General features: G+C 73.1%; 1 protein-coding gene. It reads right to left on the minus strand.

Annotated elements, in window-relative coordinates; genetic code table 11:
* Nucleotides 1-115 precede the first annotated feature (115 nt).
* Nucleotides 116-372: hypothetical protein (locus ABZW10_RS38655; protein WP_355376389.1), on the minus strand; the 257-nt coding region annotated here is incomplete at its 5' end.

Here is a 372-nt window from a genome sequence, read left to right on the forward strand (position 1 = left end):
CCGCGGGGTCTGGCTGGGGGGGGGTGGGGGGGGCGCCGCCCCCCCCCCCCCCCACCCCGCCACCGGAGGCGCGGAGCAGGAAGTCGATGAGGCCGACTTCCTGCTCCGAGGTGTGTCATCGGGGTGTACGACGGCGGTTGTCGGGGTTGGTTTCGGGGCTGAAGTGGCGGGCTTGGCGGGCGATCCAGGTGTATTCGGGGGTGCCGTCGGGGAGGGTGCGGAGTTCCCAGCGTCCGTGGCGGGTGATGGGCGGTGGGGGCGGGCCGACTTTGAGGGCGGTGATGACGCCGGTGATGACGGTGGTGAGGGCGAGGGCGAGGAGGGTGGCGAAGGCGGCGCCGATGAGGAAGTCGGTCACTTCGGGCTCGCTCG

Source organism: Kitasatospora sp. NPDC004723, assembly GCF_040609255.1.
Classification (GTDB): domain Bacteria; phylum Actinomycetota; class Actinomycetes; order Streptomycetales; family Streptomycetaceae; genus Kitasatospora.